Genomic DNA, 18334 nt, shown 5'->3' with positions numbered 1-18334 from the left:
CGACTCTGACATCTCCCAATTAATGTTTGCCTATTAGGTAGGCACAGCTCGGAACACGAGCCAGCTGTCATCGTGGGCGGTCATGTTTGTCCTTCTGATGTGAAGACCTTCGAGGGCAGTAATCAGCGCAACCATGAGCTCGCCCTTTCCCGTATGCCTGAGAAGATGCGCTCTGCATCCGCTTGAACAGTCCGAGGAACCAAAGCCCCTTGGTCCATACTCGAAAGATGTGCTTGACGCGAGCATCTTGCACACCATGCACTCAATGGGACTCCCCGATTCTATCACGACGACGGAACGAGGTGCTCCCGTCGAGCTCAGAAGATAGTCGATATGCCAGAAGAGTGTCTTCCGTGTTCTCAAGTGCCGAGACACGCGATGTTCGATGTCTGTGGCTCCACTACCCATTGCTGAGCCGACGTACACGTACTCGCCTGCCTCCAGAGATACAACTCCCAGTGTTCCGACTGGGACCTCGAGATACTCCGGGACCTCGACTACCAGCAGGTATGTACCTTTCAGAGTCCTCACTCCCTGTGTGTCGTCTTGTGTCGGTTCCTCAGGATATTCTTGACATACGCGAGAGCCTGGCCCGTCGTCAAGACTCCAGCGTCCAACTCTCTCAGCACTCTATAGATGGACGGTCCGACGGTGTTCCATCTTTCGTGATTGCCCTGTGCAAGAAGAAGACACCCGAATTGTCTCTTTTGTCGAGGCAGGTTGATCCGTTCGCACATCTGTTCAGTGGTGTACTTGGACAAGGCCAGCGCTGCTGGCAGATGAACTATCATAAGCCCACGTTTGACTGCAACTGCACATCGTCCTGTGGGCAGCGTCTCTCCAGTGACGAGTACATCTAGGGCGTGAGAGTGCGCCTCATCCTCTAGACTCTCGAGTATGGCCTGATGACACTGGCCGCAGGGGTGAACCTCTCCTCGTGACACTCTCTCCGGCAGACTGGTGCACACGGCGGGAGCAGGTACAAACTCGTGCTTGACTCCGAGGGCGCGGGATAGGGAGATGACATGTTCTCGTTCCGCAGTGGTCATGAACCGTGTTCCGAGGTCCACTGTCAGCGCGAGTGGTGCCCTTGCCAGCCTCCTGACAAGCAGCAGAGCGGCTGTGCTGTCGACACCTCCTGAAAGAGCGACACCTACAGCGGCATCAGTCATTGGACCCAGTTCGAGTTCTGCAGGAGGGCTCATGGGAAACGCGGTCTCTGCACGTATCATTGTTCTGAGGGCTTCGGCGAAGGCGAGCTGATTGGTATTCAAGGTGTCAGCAACCTCCCTCAGTCTCTCCTCTGTGAGAGTCAGTCTATGCCTTCGTACCAGTATGTCTTCCTGACTGTGGAACGTCACTCTTCTGGAGAGTCTCTTGGCGACCTCCGCGGCAATCCGACCATCAGGACCTAAGCACAGGCTCTTCTCTGCTCTATCTGAAACCACTGCATGTAGAGACCGGTCTGGATGTTCGTAGAGCTCTATGACTCGGGGCTGTAGTCCCCTGTCATAATTGAGTCCTGCTCGTACCTCGGCAATCAGCATGGTAAGACAGACACGGTCCACTTGCGGCCTGACCTCAAGACTTCAATTCCCTTAGCAGTCATAAGCGTTCGCAACGGGGGCCTAGAGGTCGGACTCGCTTGAATGTGTCATGTGCGGCGCTTATATAGCCATGAGTACACGGATTCCACCCGAGGTCGACCGATAGCCTGCTGACCTCGAGTGGTCCTCAGTGCCGCGAGTCGGTAGTGATAGCACTCTTCTGTTGTACACTACCGACCAACAATGAGCACTTCGATGTGAAGGGGCCTGTAGAGAATGAGCGCTTCAGAGATTGTCCCAGGGGTCTATGTCGTCAAGGGCAAGTTTGCGGATGAGTTCGGTTTCATCTCAAGTTATCTTGTTGTTGACAGTGGCAACGTTGCGGTCATTGATCCCGGGACGGCAGGAGACCCCGGTAGCCTCACGACAGATGCAATACGTGGTCTCGGTCTGGATCCAAAGCATGATGTAGTCGCCATATTGTGCACGCATGGGCATCCTGACCACATTGGGGGCGCTGCTCGTCTGAAGAAGGCTACCGGAGCACAGGTGATGATTCACTCAGCCGATGCGGAGCTCATGACTGACCCACAGTCCTTTGTTGAGAAGCGTCTGTGGATTGATACGGCGGGAAAGCTCGCAATGAAGGTTGAGCGTGGACCTCTCAGGGTCAACTACAGAGAGATGACACCGGACCGCCTACTGAGAGACGGAGAGGAGATTCGAGTAGGCGATGTTGCTCTCAGGACGATACATACTGGAGGACACTCGGCGGGACATTGTGTGTTCTATGACTCTTCTCGCAAGATTCTCTTCTCTGGTGATGAGGTCAACAACTTCCCAAACGAGCCACGCAAGTTCTATGTTGACATGACCGGGTCACTTCCCAAGAAGATGTCTGCACTTGATAGGCTGAGTTCTCTCAAGCCCGAGTTTCTACTTCCAGCACACGACATGGCTCACATTCTCAGCGATGTCGGTCTCCAGTTCGAGGAGGCGAGAAACAGTGTCTTGCACTTTCAGGATGTCCTTCTTGCTTACCTCACAGCTCGCGGAGATGCCGACGTCGAACAGCTTCGGTACGACATGAGTGAGGGGCGAGGAATACCAGTACCGACCAGCATGGCCTGGCTACTGCCGACAACTATCAGCGTCGCTCTATCCAGTCTGGAGAAGGCCGGTCTCGTAAGAAGGACTGGAGTGGGCGTCTGGAAGCGAGTCTGAGAGCATGTGGAGCGATCACGACCGATTGAGCACCTGTACCAGCGTCGTGCCGTGAGGCGTCGTCACTGACACGGTTCGGAGCACTGTACGGTCCGCGACTGTACAGCCGTCTAGACTAAATTCAATAGTGGGTGTGTGCGTTGTTTGTCATCTTAGGCTTCAAGATATCACTCCTGACCTTTGGGCTGGAGACAGTCATACAACAGGATGTGCTGACGCAGTGAGTACCGACAGGACACGAGTAATCACCCCCAGTACGGCTGAAGCGATACGCATGGCATCAGCTGCCATTGTAGGCACCATGACCGGTCGCGGATTCCCTCTCGGCTCAGCTGTGGGTTCTGGCAGCATGATGGAGCAGAACTCTGAGACTGTGGCAATGAGCGTGGCACCGATTGTGTTTGCTATTCGAGATGCGCTGCGAGCATCGGAGGGCCTCGACATTCTCTCGATGGAATGGGATCTTGAACGTACTCCGGGCCCCGAGGTCCTGCCAGAGCAGCTTGTGGTCACGGGTAGTGCGAGCGGCAAGATGTCCTCGCAGGTCTGTGTCTTGAGTTGGGAAAGAGGGGTTGCTGACCCCTTCAAGGTTGACGAGTACATCCGGGTGCTCTCGAAGAAGCTCTCGGATGTGGAGATTGCAGTCGAGAACAGCGGGCTCGCCTATGAATCAGAAGGTCTTCCTGTCCTGCGCAGGTTCAATGATCGTCTGAGCAGGGTCTTCTTCGTTGACTTGCTGGACCGCAGGTTCCAGGCCTCATGGGACTCCTTCCAGCTCAAGTCGGATTCGGTTGACCGACAGTTGACCTACACTCTCAAGTACTATGAGGACTTTACCACTCTTCCTCCCGGGATACAAGTTCGGGGTCGCACGTCGCTTAGCTTTGACAAGTCACATGGCGATGAGAAACAGGTCATTGAACACTTCAAGCGGAGGGTGTTGACCCCAAGCGGACTTGAGATACTATCGAAACGCATTCCGGAACTGGGACATTCCATCTTGGCTGAACTGAATACGTATGCCTACAGTCCGGAAGAAGCAGAAGTGGTCCGTGCCATCACCGAGTTCCTGGTCCGGCAATTGGGTCGGAACACCATAAGCATCGGTGAGCTAGGCGTCATGTCCGACACCCTCAAGAAGTTGATGCACACTGTGGACGCGTCCATCGCAACATTGACTTCGGTCTGTGAACAGCATGTGAAGTCCGGCCAGACCCTTAGTATTGATGGTCACAGGGCGGCACTGATGGGGAGTCCACAGATGCTCACCGCGGACAAGTCTGTCCGAGAGCTAGCAGAGGGTCTGGTGAACGTCTTGGTCTCGTCTATCACAAGACAGTTCCCCTCTGATGCGGAAGTGCGCGCTTGGCGACTAGGAAGCGTCGTTTCGTATTTTCTTGCTTTTGTCAAGAGAGTGGCAAGCTACTACGCTGGCGAGCTTGTTCAGTACGTCTATGTCTCTGCAGCAAGGGATGCACTGACAGGGACGCTTCAGGACTTCAGAAACGAGGTGCTACAGTCAGAGACCGACGCGGTCAATAGAACGCTCTTTGAGAAGTTCTATGACGAACTCCAAGCACAACTCAACGCGGTATTTGCTAGGAACACATTCAGGAGAGTCGAAGTGAGAGACCTCCCGCAGCTAATGTCAATGATACTGAGCGAAGTCGCAGGGGTCTTCTCCAAGATTGATATCTGGAGTCTTGTTGAGTTCGCGGACCTTGCAAGTATCGCCCGAAGCGAGATCATCGCAACGCACAGTCTTGGGTCTGCCGACAGCAGTACACCTCACCTCAATCCGAGGGGTGAGGCGTTGAATGAACTCCTAGGCTCGCTTGAGCGAATTGTCTTCGAAGTGGTTCCAGACCTTGCCGCCACTCTGCTGTCCAAGCCTTTCATAGCGAACCTGACAGAAGTGATGCAGGCCTCTGGGTTTGAGCTGACAACCGTCCTTGATGCCATCTCGATGTCCGGCCCTGAACAGTCTGAGGACTGGAAACGTGAGCTTGCTATGTGGTCACGGGAACTGGGCATAAGACTCTCGAAAACACATTCTGCGGGAGACCGTCTGCATATGTTGCTAGAATACGTCCATGAGAAGGCCGGGACTGGCTTGTCAGCTCACTCGATGGTGGACCGTGTGAAGAGCGAGACCTCGAAGCTGGAGGCGGAGTATGCTCAGACCATTGCAGCATGGGAATCTGAGTGTAGACAGGTCGAGGAGAAGAATGCGAGAATAGAGCAACACAATCGAAGACGGGAAGAACTCCTACGTCAAACAGAAGCAGCCTGTCAAGCGGAGATGCGTGCTTATGAGGCTGCACTCAGGGAGTTCCAGCTTCATCCCACGGGCGAAGAGCCAACTCAGAGGCACATCAGTCGTCCCACCCCTCCAGAGCCTCTGGAGTCAAGAACCCGCAGACTCGAGGCCGAGCACCCTCTCCTTGAGAAGCAGCCAATGCCTCCCAGACCACAGCCTCCGGAGAGTCTCGTGAACTATCGGGAGCTTGTTGCATTGCTCACGGAACGAATTGAGAAGATGGGCGAGAGGGAGGAAGAGATGGAGTCCAAGTTTCATGAGAAGCTCAAGCGACTAAGCTCAGAGGCCAGCACCGCCATGACGCGGGTTTCTGTCGAGATTCCCAACGGGTTCATGGAATATGTGATGAACTCGGTCGTCCGAGGTCTCAGCAGGTTGCTTCCCAGAGTGACCCGAGTCTACCTGACGAATCCGGATACGCCCGGCCTGTTGTACCTCGTAAGCTACGAGTACAGTGGCGACGAGATACGAGTCACCGTGGGTGACACTTTCCTGAGGTGATGCTATGTCAAGTTCATGGATGCTCAAGACTCGACAGATGAGTGAGGCTGGACGGGAAACACTTCTGAGAGAGGCACTTGCAACGCACATGAGGAGTCCCCGAGACCGCCAGCTTGTGTCCTCGATGCTGGGGGATCCTCGTCCCCTTGAAGACATCCTGTCGTTCTTCGGAAGCTTCTACCTCTACAACTACCAGGGCGTCCGCCTTCTCAGTATGGCCGAGGTGCAGGAGCTTGACACTCAGAAGACGGATGAGGTCGGTAAAGAGGAACGGCGGCAGTTGGAGCTTGAGATTCGTCAGCTTCTCGGAGACTTGCAGAGCCAAGAGCTTCATGTCGCACGGCTGGCCTGTGAGTTCAACATCGCCATCTGCGACATGGCTGGCGGCCCCACAGGGTCGCAACACGATCTCATTACTCGTGTCACAGAAAAGGTCCTTGAAGTTGTGTGGAAGATTCCCAAGGACTATTCACCCAACGCTGTACTGGACTTGGTTGGCATAATCACTGGATGGGCCGACGAGTGGCGCAAGGAGCTCTATGTCAAGGCCTCTGGTCTCAAGGAAACGTCAATGTCTCTCAGAGATGAGCTTCTCCGAGAGCATGAACATGAGGTCGTTGAAACGAGCATTCTCAAGAAGCTGATTGTGAAGACACGAGGACGCTTCACTCATCAGACACAGCACAAGGAAGGACCTCCGCTCGATGCAAAGGCACTCGGAGAGATCTCGTCAGCGATAGTGGACCGGTTCACGAGACTGCGTCCGAACATTGACGCCTTCCGTCTGGCCAACGAGTTGAAGCTCTCAGTCATTGAGGCTCTCGAGCTCGAGTTTGAGGCACCGACCACAATCGATGACTTTGAACGACGTATGTCCGATGTCATCGCTGAGCAGCTCGCCCAACTCATTGAGGCCAACCCGAAGACTGTGAATGAGTTGATTGGCATCTTGGTCGGAATTGACTCGGGAGAGGTGCAGTCTGCCTTGCGTACTGGGGGCATTAGAAACCCTGCGGACCTTGTCACGGTCTTGCGCCACAAGGAGGAAGCAAGACCAGAGTCCGCGCCGGGCGAAGGCAGAAGCAGAGAAGAACTGGAGGCGATTGAACGCTCGCTCAAGACTCTCGAGAAGCTGGAAGAGACACTTGAGCGGCCTGTAAAGGGCATGTTGAAAGCTCGCGGCCTCCGGTCTGAAGAACTCGACAAGATCACTGTGGAGCTGCTCACAAAGGACCGCAGAGGCCTCCTGGGAATTGAGAAACAGGTCCTTGACGAGCTGCAGAAGAAGACACGCGTTCCCAGCCCCGAGGAAGTCGTGCAGCTGATAGAGACTCGAAAGATGGTGCAGGCGGGTGGACTAGGCGACCTTGGTCCCACTTCGGCATCTGAGATGTCTCAGCGGAGACTGCACGATGAAACCGCAGTCGCCCTCAAGCTTGACCTTGTGTGGCACCTCATGATTGGTCTCCTGACCAACCTGACGAGAGTCGTGGAAACCTACATTCGCTCGAAACAGGACCTGCTCCGAGGCAAGGCGCTTCTGAAGACCATATACACGGAGGCCCAGTCGGAGTTTCAGTATCTGCGTGAGGAGGTGCTGATTGATCTGATGGCGATGCGAATCTATGAGATGAAGTGTATACATCCCACGCTTGACGCCCCCACGATTGTCGGCTGGATGCACGCTCGGCTGTCTTCCACGAAGATGAGTGTGGCGGCGGAAGACCTGAAGACCTCTCCGAGTCCTGTGTTCGAGGGCGTAGTATCTTCACCATTGAAGCTGGACGGGCTCGAGTTCGACAACTATGCGATTGCGTACGATCTGATGCATCGGTTCCTCAGGACACAGCGACGTGAGATATTGGCCAAGGAGGAGTTTATGCTTGATATGAAGCGTGAGGAGGCGGCCGCAGCGGAAAGCAGGAAGAAGAGCCTAGATGTCCTCCTGTTCATATACACCAAGGCGCACACCGTCTTCAGGGCCATCTCAAGAGTGGGGACGAAGGGTCTTGAATGGAGTGCTGCCGATGACTCAAAGTGTTCCAATCTGCTGTCCTTTTACGTGAACGTGAACAGAGGACGACCAGTGTGTCAGGTCTGCGGTGATACCCCCAGCACTGATGCATGTACTATTCACGGGAAGGCGAACGTCACTTCATCGAATGATATTGACAACATCTCGGTCTTTGTCATGCGTGCAATATCGGATATCAAGAGTGGACTGATTGGTCCTACAGCCAAGCCGTGCACTTGGGAGGAGGCTCGTGGCATTGTCCAGCGCGTTCTGACTAATCTCAAACGCAGGGGGAAAATCACCTCGAAGACGAGCGTCCGTGCGCTTCTCCCCGGCGACATCAACTATGTAGTAGGACCCGCGATTGCTGAAGTCATTGGAACGTACTTCAATGAGTCGCTGAGATATGCAGCACGCGGTGCGGATAGAGGATGAACCTCTAGACCAAGTGTAGCAGCCACGCATTACTCCCTAGTGATGGAGAGTGCTCTCGGAGAGCCAAGCAAGGTATTCCGGGGAGCCCTGCTGGATGCCAATGACGATGAACTCGGGAATCTCGTAGGAGTGGTTGTCCTTCAACGTGCGATATAGCCTGTCCGTGAGCTCACGCCTCGTCTTCATGACCAATATGCACTCCTTCTCACACTGAAGCGCACCTCTCCAGTAGTAGGTGCTAGTCACTCCCCTTATGGCATTGACACACGCACATGTACGACTTTGGATGAGCGCATTTGCAAGACGATCGGCCTCTGACTCCGTACAGGTGGTGATTGCTATGACATATTCTTCCATGTTTGGGATCTGACACGGTCATTCATATTCATCTTGCGCAAGTCGGTATTGCGGAACTTATATACGTGGATTTCCTTCCTTCGGTTGCCGAGCTGATTCCCATGACCAAGAGATTCGAGCCATCAGGGGTAATGCCCGCTCTAGTCACACCGTTCACGAAAGACGGCGACTTGATTGAAGAAGGCTTCAAGCAGGTAATTGACTACACGATAAGCAAGGGAGCAACCGGAGTGGTCCCGGCCGGTACGACCGGAGAGTTCGTCTACATGCGTACTGAGGAGCGCAAGCGCCTCCTGAAACTCTGTGTGGAGTTCACTGACGGTCGAGTCCCCGTGATTGCTGGAACGGGCCAGAACAGCACTCAGGCCACGATTGCCCTGACAAAGTACGCGGCCGACGTCGGATGTGACGCCGCACTTGTGGTATCGCCCTACTATCTTAGACCCACGGACAAAGGCTATTATGAACACTACGAGGCCGTAGCAAGAAGGGGCGACCTGCCTGTCATACTTTACAACATTCCTCAATGTACGCTTGGCGTCCTCAGTTCATCACTGGTCGAGGACCTTGCAGAGCTGGACAACATCGTGGGAATCAAGGACAGCAGCGGCAGCATCCCGCACGTATTGGAACTCATTCAGAAGGTTGGCAACAAGATCCCCGTGCTAATTGGTCATGATGAGTGTTTCCTGTCTGCTATCTCTGCAGGGGCAAAGGCAGCCATTCTCGCGTCTGCGAACGTCATTCCCCACATATGGCTGAAGATAATGGAGCATGTCAAGGCCGGCAAGATGAAAGAGGCTGCCAGCCTTCAGCACTCTGTGCAGACTCTGAGCAGAATCATAACCCGGAATGGAGGCGCTCCTCCTGTGAAGGCTGCACTGAGAATGATGGGCATCAAGGCGGGGAAGTCGCGCCTTCCTCTCGACACCGGCGGCACTCTGACTCCTGAGCTGCGCGATGAGATTGGAGTTGAGCTGGAGAAGCTGGGACTTGTCGAGAAGATGAAGAGCACCCCTCTGGACAAGGCTCTTGACATCATGAAGCTGATGCCGACTCTGGGGGTTGAGTTCTCTGCTACCCAAGGCGTGTCCTATGGTAAGGGCGTTTCCAATGCGGTTTCTGTTTCCATCGCCGTGGGGCCGAAGGACAGCAGTCTGGGACTGGCCTTTGTGAGGCTACTGGCCCGGCCCAAGATTGGTCATGAGGCTCTGACTGTGATTCTGGAGCCCAATCTTGCAGTGCGTCCGAGCAGCATAATGGTTCCTGCAAGACCGATAGCATCAATGCGGCAGGCCTCCTTGTTCTACGGTCCTGTGCAGTCTGGTGCTGCCAAGGCCGTGGCCGACCATCTCGCGCGGGGACTCATTCCTGCTCAGGATGTTGAACACAAGGTCATCGTAATGGCAATCGACGTGGATTTGAACATGCGAGATCGTCGGATGCTTACCGCATCCGCACGGGAAGCAGTGTCATTGGCACTGTCCCAGGTCTGGAGGTGAAGTCAATGAGCAGCGAGTATCGTTTCAAAGGTGTCTATCCAGCGCTCGTGACCCCCTTTGATGAGAACGGAGTCAACGAAGCACAGTATCGTGGTCTGATTGACTACGTGATAAAGGCTGGCGCAACCGGGATTGTTCCGTGCGGAACAACCGGGGAGTTTACCAGTATGCGTTTTGACGAGAAGGTCGAGGCCATCAGGATTGCATGCGAGGCTGCGAAAGGAAGGGTCCCGGTCATGGCTGGTACAGGTGCCCCCTATACGATGGATGCAATAAAGCTCACTCACCGGGCCGCGGAGTTTGGCGCCAGTGCTGCACTCGTCGTGTCACCATACTTCATCAAGCCCTCCACTCGAGAGGTATACGAGCACTACGAGAAGGTCGCAGCGAATAGTGAGATCCCGATATACCTCTACAACATACCGCAAGTCACGGGGGTGATGCTTGACTGGAGGCTTCTCGACGGACTTCGGGAGATTGATGGTATCGCCGGTCTAAAGGACTCAAGCGGCGACATGGTGAACCTCACTACAATCCTAGTACGCAAGCCCGAGGACTTCCAAGTCCTCATAGGCCACGATGAGGTGGCGCTTCCTGCACTTGCAAGTGGATGTGATGGAGCAATCCTAGCCAGTGCCAACCTGTTTCCCAATCGGTACATCAAGATGCAGGCGGCCTTGGCCCAAGGGGACCTCAAAGAGGCAATCATAATCCAGAGGAGCATACAGCGTACAGTACGTCTGATTGTGAACCGTGGCGGCGGGCTAGCTGTCAAGTCAGCTCTGAACATGATGGGCATTCCTGTAGGTCTTGCGCGACCCCCGCTTCTTGAGGGCGACGTCCTGACCTACGACGACATGGACGAGCTCAGAGCCAGCCTTGAAGACCTCCAGCTGATTCCCAGAGGTCCAGTGACCTACAGGATGGGCGGACGGTCTCTGGTGGCTGAAGCGTATCCAAAGGCAGTCGGGATTGTGCCGGACGAGATTCCAGATCTCACGCTCCTTCATGGCGAAGCTCTTGCCGGAGAGGGCCTTGAGGTGGCTCATGTGGATCTTGTGCTGGGTATCAAGACCGGTCCCATCCGCACGGCGCTTGAGGCTGCAGACGTCATCTCTGAGGGCTTCCACCCGTCTCACATAATCAAGGACTTGGAAGTCACTACAGTATTCTCTCCGACAGTGACCATCACCGACGAGACGCACAGGAAGATTGTGTACGAGGATGCACAGAAGGGCGTTGTTGATGCAATAAAGAGGACTGTGACAGACCAGATATTGCCGCAAGAGTTGATCCCTGACATCGCGGTGTCTGTGAACGTATTCGTGCACCCGAAGGCAATCAACAGGAAACGTGTCCACCTCAACAACTTCCGGGCAACCAGGTTCGCCCTTCGAAGAGCAATCGAGTGTCGGCAGTCGATGCAAGAGATTGTTGCACGCAGGGATTCTGCCCGCCATCCATTCGCGTATGACCCCTAGCAAGCCAAGCATGCGACCGAGTAGATAATGACAAGGGTTATCTGCTGGCTTTGCACGTGGTAGAGTGGACAATTGTGCCTCAAGCAGGTAATCTAGTATGCGGAAGAGAGGCGATGTCTATGGCTGATGACTACAGAGAATCGCTAGACCGGATTGTTGAGAGCCTGCTTAGGGGTGGTTTTGGCGAGATGATTGAGGAGGGTGAGGAAATGGTGCTTGACATCGAGAAACAGAAGGTAGTCTTCTCCAAGAAAAACGGCACAATCGTCGCTCGGCCATATGTTCCTCTCAAGTCTTGCCGCTCCAGTGAGAGTGGTGGAATGTTCGAAAGTTAAGCCCATCTATCCGTGCGAGTCCGTGTTGTTTGCGTTCTTCTTCTTGTGTGCGCTATCTTGACGAGAATCTCATGAATTCATTGAATTGACAGCCCTTGAAGCCAACAGAGTGGGTTCAAGTCAGAGTCCACCTATATATACTGCGAAGGAGAATACGTTGGACACGCACGGAGAGCGATGTCCCGTGCGTGTGCATCTCTGGTGATGCATGTGGCTGAAACCTGCACAATCTCCCTCAAGAGGTCCATATTGATGAGGCTGAAGAGCTGCGTCATGGGAAGCATTGTGGGAAACACAGTACCCTTGGGGACTTGTCCCAGTCGATGGTTCTCATTGAGCATGAAGCGCACTGGGTTTGTTCTCAATGTGGAGTCCGTACCATCAGGTGCTGGTCCAAGGGGCAAAGGGGATGAGATGTCTACAGCAATCGGGACCCCCCATCGGTCTGGGGGCAGGTTTCAGCCCATCTTTGTTCTGCACGGCTAATGGTCGGTCTCAGCCTGCTCTTAGGTCGTCATCGCCTTGTGCTCGGACAGGGGTAACTGCCTCATCGACCGTGTCACGGAGATGCACCCTCACTCGATAAAAGTGCTTCGCACAAGATTCTTAGCCCCAAATTGAACACTGCATCCGAGCTAATATGACCGATGAGAAACGGATGCTTGGACTTCTGAGAGATCTCATTGCTACAAACTCAGAGAGTCCCCCCGGTGGAGAGGCAGACGTGGCGAAGGTCCTCCGAGACCACCTCGAGTCATATGGCATAAGTTGCGTAGCTGTTGGTCCCTCCGCCAGACCGAATCTCATCTTTTCGACCCATGAAGGCAGCAAAGGTCCTCTGGTGCTTCACGGGCACATGGACACTGTACCGGCAGGGCCGCGTGATAGCTGGGCGCATGACCCCTTTGGCTCGGAGATCGAGGGCGGTCGTCTCTACGGCAGAGGCGCATGCGACATGAAGGGCCCTCTTGCTGCGCTCACAGAGACCATGATACTGTATTCCGAGACCAAGAGTCATGTCCCACTGTTGATGCTTGCGACATCCGACGAAGAGAGTGGGTGTTCGGGAGCGGAAGAAGTGGCGAAGAGCGGTCTACTACAGGGAGTTCGGTTCGGTGTCTGTGCTGAACCGACGGGCTTGGATGTACTGGTAGGTGAGAAGGGAATGCTCTGGACAAGACTGACCGCAAGAGGCAGGGCTGCCCACGGCTCCAGACCAGAAGATGGTGTCAATGCAATACGGCTGTGCGCAGAAGCAATCTCCGCGCTGGACACCGACTACTACTATGAGCTTGATGACCTCATGGGTGCTCCCACTTTCAGCGTTGGTATGATAAGAGGTGGACTCAAGATCAACATTGTTCCCGACCACTGCGAAGCACTACTTGACATGCGGACTGTCAGGGGTCAGGATCTGGAGTCTGTGATGGAAGAGATGCGAACAAAGCTTGAGGCAGCTGGGCTCGCAGACCGTGTTAAGGTCGAGTACATGCACGGGAAGCCTGCAGTGGTGACCCCAATAGAATCTGAGATTGTCACCGCGAGCCTAGAGTCTGTGCAACGTGTCACTGGACGCACACCACATCCGCGTGCATCGACCTTTGGAACTGACTGCTCCGTGTTGCAACCCAAGATTGGCATTACTAATGTGATATGCGGCCCCGGGCGGATTGAGCAGGCTCACCAACCAGATGAGTTCATAGAGCTGTCAGAGCTCCCACTCGCCGTCGATGTGTACCTCGACATTGCGCGCCACTTCAACACTGACTAGTCTGTGACTGGTCCTCTCGTTTCCTGTACCGTGCACATCTCTTGGCGATGAGTGCGGCCAATGCGCCAGCTCCGACGCCGTTGCCAATATTGACTACCGCAAGGCCCGGCACGCACGACTGAAGCATGGACGCCAGTGCAGTCTTTCCTTTGCCTCCAAGACCGTAACCTGTGGGTACAGGGAGCCCTATGACCGGCAAGTCGACCAATGACGCCACAACGGTAGGAAGTGCACCCTCCATGCCAGCCAAGACCACCAGTGCATCCACATCCATCTTCGCAATGGTCGCCAGTGGCTCAAGCAGTCTGTGAATCCCCGCTACTCCGACATCGCGAAATGTGACGACCTCGACACCCATTACTTCGGCGGTGGCTTTCACCTCGTCTGCATAGGGCTTGTCCGACGTTCCCGCTGTCATGACCGCGATACGTCCTGCCCTCTGGGGAGGAGACCAGTCAGATGAGTGTAGAAGCATGGTCAGATGGTCTCCCGAGCCTGAAACCTCGTATCTCAGATGACTAAGTTCCTCCAGAATCCTGTCACGCTTGGACCTACTGACCCTTGTCAGCAGTGCGAAACCATTCCTCTTGACCACTGTTTCAGCAATACTCACCAGATGACTCTCGTCCTTCCACTCAGCTAAGATGACTTCCGGGACACCGGTGCGTTCTTGCCTTTGCAAGTCGAGCACAGCGAACTCACCGAGTCTCTCCGCATCTCTGGCACGAATGAGCCTTTCTGCCTCCTCTGTGGATATTCTACCCGAAACCAGGTCTTCGAGTATCCTGAGTATGGGGTTCACTTTTCATCACCCGTCGCGACCATCACTCTGGTTGTATCACCTTAAAGCTGGTGGTTCAGAGTCTAACGTCACGCTCAGATGCCTGATGCGTGTGGCTTCAAACTCCCAAGACCCGTCACGTCCGTCTGTGGTACATTGTTGTCCACCTCCCTCACCTGTCCTACGAGCCGTCGAAGCCAGCCATGACCACTGCGGAATGCTGGGATCTGCTGAGCAGCGAGCTCTACGGAATTCATGAAGACTGCTTCTGTTGTGTTAAGGACTCACGCTTGACGTGTCTCATGCTCGTTCTGGAGGTCGCTAGTTCTCCCCATCTATGGCACGTCCACATGAGTTAATAGCGTGCGCGAGCTTGTGATATCTGCATAGAGAGGAGATTGCTCGTGCTAATCCAGATGGTCGGACTGACAGATCTAGTTTCAGGAAGCCTACTCTTGATCACCATCGGTTTTGTCTTTGGCCGCCGGGCTGGCGAGAAGAAGGTCTCTCTGCTTCGAGAGCTGGATCGGCTGGCTTCTGCGGCGAAGAAGGGAAAGCCCTTGGATCTGCCGCATGTGAGGACACGCCGTGAGGTGATTGCAGACATCTTCAGAGCATCGATGGAATCGGCCGGACTGAAAGTGGCGGAAGGCACAGGTTCTGCCATGCCGACTTCGTATGCGCCGTTTGCAGTCTTTCTCCGAGAACTGCATGTCGATGAGTCCATGATTGAGGCCATGCTGTCTGGTATCAGCGAGGCAGAGTCTGAGTCTGAAGTAGAAGACCTTGTAGACGCAGCTGCTGACACAGCAGACTTTGGTGCCATCGCATCTAGGCTTGAAGAGGCGAAGCGAATCGCAAAGGAAGAATGGGTGCGGACAAGAGGGACTGGCTAGAATACGAGTGGTTAGAGTGGCGGGCTATCAGAGGGATTGACGAGTGACCGAGCTCCTGCACATGAAGGACAACTATCTGCGCGAGTTTGATGCGACAGTACTGGAGTCCACTCCATCGTACATTGTGCTCGACCGTACTGCCTTCTATCCTGAGGGCGGTGGTCAGCCTGGTGACCGGGGCCGGCTGTTGCAGGGCGCAACTGAGCTACATGTCATAGACACCAGACGCCAAGAAGGCCAAGTCCGTCATATCATTGAGGGCTCCAGACCCCTGTCTGCCTCAACGACTGTACGAGGTGTGGTGGACTGGTCATGGCGATATGAATGCATGAGATATCACACGGCTCAGCATGTGCTGTCAAGGTTCATGCAGGTTGAGCATGGCCTCGAAACAGTCGGCAATCAGATAAGGCCGGGAGAGAGCCGGGCGGACTTCTCTCCAATCAACGACATTCCTGACACACTGAAGTCACAGATAGAAGCCAGCGTCAACGAGATACTGTCAAGGGGTCTTCCAGTCCGGATTCAGTTCATGCCGCGCGCGGAAGCCGTGTCTTATCTGCAAGAGCATGGGTACCAGTCGCGCTACCTTGAGATGGTCCCTGCACATGTACGTGAATTCCGGATAGTGACAATAGGTGACTGGGATGCTTCATCATGTGCAGGTACTCATGTGGCCAACACCTCCGAGATTGGCAGGATGCGACTTGGCAAGACGAAGAACGTGGGTGCTGGAAAACAACGAATCTACTTCACACTCAGCACATGATTGGCTCTTCTAACTAAACCTTTATTGCACCATTAAGCCCATGTCGAGATGAACCATGATGAAAGCCCTCGTTCTCACTGCTGGCCGTGGAAATCGTCTACGCCCCATCACTTCGAACCGTTCCAAGGCCATGCTCATGATTGCTGGAAGACCCCTTCTTGCATATATCCTCGACAGTCTGAGAGAAAATGGGATTCGTGATATCGCGGTCGTTGTCGGCCACGGGCGCGAGGCGATTCTGGACACATTTCAACAGGGCAGCGACTATGGTGTGCACCTGCGTTACATCCTGCAGAACGAACAACTGGGAGTCGAGAACGCGATACTGACTGCGCGCGATGAGTTGGGCGGAGAACAGGAGTTTCTTCTTGTCAATGGTGATGTTCTTGTGGAACCTGAGATGGTGGCCCGTACACTGAACAACCACACGACTCAGGGTTCGGATGTGAATATGCTCGTCACGTTGGTGTCGAATCCCGAGCAGTTCGGCACTGTCCGGATTGGCAGACATGGCACAGTAGAGGCCCTAGTAGAGAAGGGCGGCCCAGAGAGGTATGTCAGTAACTACGCGGTGGCAGGGGTGAGCGTATTCTCTTCTGAGATTCTTGATATGCTCGTAGAGCAGAGGACCATGGAGTCTGCAATTGCGAAGATGATTGAGAAGGGGCGAAAAGTTGCTGCGACCGTCTGGGAGAAGGACTGGGCTGAGTTCACTTGGCCTTGGGACCTTCTCAAGGCAAACCGGATGGTGTTGGATAGGCTTCTGAAAGGAAAGGGTACCTTCATAGCCGAGTCTGCAGAGCTTCACAAGAATGTGGTCCTCGAAGGTCCAGTGTATATCGGTGAAGGCAGCATAGTCCGTCCGGGTACTACTCTCAGAGGACCTGTCTATATCGGAAAGCGTGTCTACATCGGTAACAACTCACTTGTACGCGACTACGCATGCCTCTGCGATGGTGTGCATCTTGGCTACGCAGTGGAGACCCGGAACAGCATGATCTTCGACAGGGTCAACATAGGCCGAATGACTTATGTTGCAGACTCTATCATCGGAGCTGACTCTTGCATAGAGGCAGGGTCCCAGATGTGGAACTGGCGACCTGGAAGAAAGCCCCTGGCCTTCACATATGGGGACAAATCGGTACAGATTCCTCTCGCCAAGTTTGGAGCCATAATCGGAGACAATGTTGTAGTAGGCGTGAACAGCTCCATCTATCCTACAACAAGGATTGGAGAGAATAGCATTATCTCGCCAGGATGCATCATCGATAGGGACATCCCGCCAAATAGCATGGTTTCTGTTGAGATGCGGCTCAACATCAGCGACCTCAAGAGCACCGAGTCCTGTCCCTAGGGGCCCTCGGTGCCAATGCGTAGTCGCAATCTGTGATGGCTCCACACGACCCGCTATGAGTATCAGGTCCCTATGTGGACATGACCACTCGTCTGGACAGCTCTTGCCTACCTTATCATCGGCTAAACGGAACAGGATACCTGTGCCCTAACTTCCTCGCGCTAACAACGAACGGTGTTCGTTTCAAGAGTACCAATCGAGTCGTGATGCAGCCTCGCCACCAGACGCACTCTCCTCGGGATGAGTCGAAAATGGCGCAGTAGCATGTCCAAGTCCTCAGTTTCGTCTGGCAGAAGCAGACTCCTGAGGCGCCGGTATCCCAGATAATAGTCACCTCGACCGACCAGTTGATCTTCGTATCTACGCACGAATGCTCTCTCGAACGCAAGATATGCTCCGACACCTCGTCTCACAACATCGATGTCTGTCGTCCTCTCATGTACGCCATCAGGACCGGCTGCAGGATGGCTGAGTTCGTGAGCGAGGAGCCCCACCAGAGCAGGCTCTGGCCACCGCTTCACAATGACGTTGAGTTTCAGTCTGAGTATCTCATCAGTCCATGAGACATGAGCGAAGGCATTGAGTCTTCCCCATCCGAGGTTCAATTGCCAGTTTCTGAGGTCGGCGTAGGCCAAGTCCCTCAGCTGAGAGAGCAATTGAGTGGCGCTTCTTGCTTTCGACTGCATATGTGATGACCTCGCTTCCTGAAGTCCGACTGAATGTTCTTCGCTTCATGAGCATCTTTAAAAGTGAAGCTCTGTCAGCTGGCCTCTGACCCCGGCAGAAGCAGCTAGGAGAGTAGTTGAAACTTGAGCAAGAAGAAGTGGGGAAAGACCGCCACAAAGACCGACAAGATTGTGCGAGATGCTATTCCAAGAAAGGAGACTCTGGCAGAACTTGATCAATACATCAGCAAGGCAAGGTCAATCACAGAGTATGACTTGGCCAACAAGTTCAATCTCCGCATGAGCACGGTTCGCAGAATCCTTCGGGAAAAGGAAGCAGAAGGCACCATTGTGCCATATGTTCGTGATGGGGGTCTTGTTG

17 protein-coding genes are annotated in these 18334 nt (G+C 54.3%); 11 read left to right on the top strand and 6 right to left on the bottom strand.

All coding sequences use genetic code 11. The annotated features are described in order from the left end of the window. Nucleotides 1–33 precede the first annotated feature (33 nt). Together HXY34_10175 and HXY34_10170 are read right to left on the bottom strand one after the other, a co-directional pair. Entirely contained in the window at nt 34–531 is a 498-nt protein-coding gene (locus tag HXY34_10175) for a GIY-YIG nuclease family protein (protein NWF96493.1), read from the bottom strand. Beyond that, nucleotides 528–1547, bottom strand: coding sequence for a hypothetical protein (locus tag HXY34_10170; protein NWF96492.1), 1020 nt, complete (start codon nt 1545–1547; stop codon nt 528–530). The genes HXY34_10175 and HXY34_10170 overlap by 4 nt, the downstream gene beginning before the upstream one ends. 276 nt (nt 1548–1823) lie before the next feature. Between HXY34_10170 and HXY34_10165 the strand changes: the two genes are divergently transcribed. The 3 genes from HXY34_10165 (at nt 1824) to HXY34_10155 (ending at nt 8041) form a co-directional block, all read left to right on the top strand. Beyond that, nucleotides 1824–2771 (top strand): MBL fold metallo-hydrolase, encoded by a 948-nt coding sequence (locus HXY34_10165; GenBank protein NWF96491.1) that lies wholly within the window; start codon nt 1824–1826, stop codon nt 2769–2771. Nucleotides 2772–2991: 220 nt separating this feature from the next. Then, on the top strand, nt 2992–5592 hold the full coding sequence (locus HXY34_10160) for a hypothetical protein (protein ID NWF96490.1): 2601 nt from the start codon (nt 2992–2994) through the stop codon (nt 5590–5592). Nucleotides 5593–5596: 4 nt separating this feature from the next. After that, nucleotides 5597–8041, top strand: coding sequence for a hypothetical protein (locus HXY34_10155; GenBank protein ID NWF96489.1), 2445 nt, complete (start codon nt 5597–5599; stop codon nt 8039–8041). A gap of 36 nt (nt 8042–8077) precedes the next feature. Here HXY34_10155 and HXY34_10150 read toward each other — a convergent pair whose 3' ends face one another. Continuing rightward, complete coding sequence (locus tag HXY34_10150) at nt 8078–8398, bottom strand: divalent-cation tolerance protein CutA (protein NWF96488.1); 321 nt, start codon at nt 8396–8398, stop codon at nt 8078–8080. 101 nt (nt 8399–8499) lie between these two features. Between HXY34_10150 and dapA (HXY34_10145) the strand changes: the two genes are divergently transcribed. The 3 genes from dapA (HXY34_10145) to HXY34_10135 are packed head-to-tail and all read left to right on the top strand — an operon-like array spanning nt 8500 to nt 11716. Further along, nucleotides 8500–9900, top strand: coding sequence for a 4-hydroxy-tetrahydrodipicolinate synthase (gene dapA, locus HXY34_10145; GenBank protein NWF96487.1), 1401 nt, complete (start codon nt 8500–8502; stop codon nt 9898–9900). A 5-nt stretch (nt 9901–9905) separates the two neighbouring features. Next, on the top strand, nt 9906–11381 hold the full coding sequence (gene dapA / locus HXY34_10140) for a 4-hydroxy-tetrahydrodipicolinate synthase (GenBank protein ID NWF96486.1): 1476 nt from the start codon (nt 9906–9908) through the stop codon (nt 11379–11381). Nucleotides 11382–11437: 56 nt separating this feature from the next. Beyond that, nucleotides 11438–11716, top strand: coding sequence for a hypothetical protein (locus HXY34_10135; GenBank protein ID NWF96485.1), 279 nt, complete (start codon nt 11438–11440; stop codon nt 11714–11716). Between the two features lie 131 nt (nt 11717–11847). On the opposite strand, the gene HXY34_10130 is transcribed toward HXY34_10135, so the two are convergent. After that, nucleotides 11848–12081, bottom strand: coding sequence for a hypothetical protein (locus tag HXY34_10130; protein ID NWF96484.1), 234 nt, complete (start codon nt 12079–12081; stop codon nt 11848–11850). Nucleotides 12082–12356: 275 nt separating this feature from the next. Here HXY34_10130 and HXY34_10125 point away from each other — a divergent pair, with 275 nt between their 5' ends. Continuing rightward, nucleotides 12357–13487 (top strand): M20 family metallopeptidase, encoded by a 1131-nt coding sequence (locus HXY34_10125; GenBank protein ID NWF96483.1) that lies wholly within the window; start codon nt 12357–12359, stop codon nt 13485–13487. Here HXY34_10125 and larB read toward each other — a convergent pair. After that, the gene (gene larB / locus HXY34_10120; GenBank protein ID NWF96482.1) at nt 13474–14271 is read right to left on the bottom strand and encodes a nickel pincer cofactor biosynthesis protein LarB; all 798 of its coding nucleotides are present in this window, start codon (nt 14269–14271) and stop codon (nt 13474–13476) included. The genes HXY34_10125 and larB overlap by 14 nt on opposite strands. 395 nt (nt 14272–14666) lie before the next feature. Between larB and HXY34_10115 the strand changes: the two genes are divergently transcribed. The 3 genes from HXY34_10115 to HXY34_10105 are packed head-to-tail and all read left to right on the top strand — an operon-like array spanning nt 14667 to nt 17287. Continuing rightward, nucleotides 14667–15164, top strand: a complete 498-nt coding sequence (locus HXY34_10115; protein ID NWF96481.1) for a hypothetical protein — start codon at nt 14667–14669, stop codon at nt 15162–15164. A gap of 43 nt (nt 15165–15207) precedes the next feature. Beyond that, on the top strand, nt 15208–15933 hold the full coding sequence (locus HXY34_10110) for an alanyl-tRNA editing protein (protein NWF96480.1): 726 nt from the start codon (nt 15208–15210) through the stop codon (nt 15931–15933). Nucleotides 15934–15988: 55 nt separating this feature from the next. Further along, the gene (locus HXY34_10105) at nt 15989–17287 is read left to right on the top strand and encodes an NTP transferase domain-containing protein (GenBank protein ID NWF96479.1); all 1299 of its coding nucleotides are present in this window, start codon (nt 15989–15991) and stop codon (nt 17285–17287) included. A 161-nt stretch (nt 17288–17448) separates the two neighbouring features. Here the strand turns inward: HXY34_10105 and HXY34_10100 are convergent, their stop codons facing one another. Beyond that, complete coding sequence (locus tag HXY34_10100) at nt 17449–17973, bottom strand: hypothetical protein (protein NWF96478.1); 525 nt, start codon at nt 17971–17973, stop codon at nt 17449–17451. Nucleotides 17974–18096: 123 nt separating this feature from the next. On the opposite strand from HXY34_10100, the gene HXY34_10095 reads away from it, so the two are divergent. After that, the coding region (locus HXY34_10095; protein ID NWF96477.1) for a hypothetical protein at nt 18097–18334 on the top strand (238 nt) is incomplete at its 3' end.

Source organism: Candidatus Thorarchaeota archaeon (assembly GCA_013388835.1).
Lineage (GTDB): Archaea > Asgardarchaeota > Thorarchaeia > Thorarchaeales > Thorarchaeaceae > JACAEL01.
This window is presented reverse-complemented; position numbering and strand designations above follow the sequence as displayed.